At 65.1% G+C, this 1,429-nt stretch carries 1 protein-coding gene; it reads left to right on the forward strand.

Translation table 11 applies throughout. The annotated features are described in order from the left end of the window. Nucleotides 1-188: 188 nt before the first annotated feature. The coding region (locus tag ACXJL8_RS40970) for an AMP-binding protein (protein ID WP_456687031.1) at nt 189-1,429 on the forward strand (1,241 nt) is incomplete at its 3' end.

Consider the following 1,429-nt stretch of genomic DNA (forward strand, 5'->3'; position numbering starts at 1 on the left):
CGCGCACAGCGTCCGAATGACTGGATTTGCTATCGCAAGAATCGTCCCACGCCGCACGCCGTTCCCGTCGGCTTGGTAAAGGATGACTGGAGTTAATCGTGAGCTAACCGAGTTTTACCTTGTCTCTTAACACCTGGGCAGGGCGCGCGGGTTTAAGCTGCCGGAACCAGCAAATACGTTCCGAAAGAATGAACGGCATGACCACCGGTGTCATCGAGTCCCCGAAAACCGCGCGCGCACCTTCGGCCTCAAAGATCTGGCTGAAGGCGATCGAGCTCACCGCGCGGATCGAGACGTTGCCGGGCCGGCTGTTCGCCGACGTCGTCGACGACTGGGCACGGCGCCAGCCCGATCGCGCCGCGCTGGTCACCGATGACACAAGCCTCGACTATCAGGGCCTGTCGCAGCGCATCAACCGCTATGCGCGATGGGCGCGCTCGGTCGGCGTGGCCAAGGGCGACACCGTCGGGCTGATCATGCCGAACGGCAWCGATTACGTCGCCGCCTGGCTMGGCATCAGCCGCGTCGGCGGTGTTGTCGCGCTGATCAACATAAAGCTGGTGGGACAGTCGCTGGCCCATTGCATCGACGTCGCAAAGCCCTCGCACATCATCGTCGCGCACGACCTGGCGGAGACGCTGGAGAGTGCAAAACCGCATCTGAAGACCGACGCAAAAATCTGGACCCACGGCGATGCCCGCAGCGAGCGGGCCATCGACGTTGCGCTCGCGGCACTCGACGACGGCCCGCTCGCGCCGGATGAGCATGGCAACGTCACCATCGACGACCGTGCGCTCCTGATCTACACCTCCGGCACCACCGGCCTGCCAAAGGCCGCCAGCATCAGCCACCGCCGCATCCTCAACTGGGGTTTCTGGTTCGCCGGCCTCACGGGGGCCGCGCCGCAAGACCGGCTCTATGACTGCCTGCCGCTGTTCCACTCGGTCGGCGGCATCGTCGCGCCGTGCAGCATGCTCGCCGCCGGCGGCTCGGTGGTGATCGCGGAAAAATTCTCGGCGTCGAATTTCTGGCATGACGTCGCGCGGCATGATTGCACGCTGTTCCAGTATATCGGGGAACTCTGCCGCTATCTGCTGAAAGCGCCGCCGTCGGAATACGAGAACAGCCATCGCCTGCGGCTCGCCTGCGGCAATGGCCTGCGCGGCGACATCTGGCAGGATTTCCAGACGCGCTTCGCTATCCCCCGCATCCTCGAATTCTACGCCGCGACCGAAGGCAATTTCTCGCTGTTCAACGTCGAGGGCCAGCCGGGCGCGATCGGCCGGATTCCGCCGCTGCTCGCGCACCGTTTTCCGGCGAGCCTCGTCAAGCTCGATCCCGACAGCGGTGCGCCGCTGCGCGACGAAGACGGGCTCTGCTTCGCCTGCGCCCGCGGCGAGGCCGGCGAAGCCATCGGTCGCATCGGCAC

It is taken from the genome of Bradyrhizobium sp. P5_C11_2, assembly GCF_054049755.1.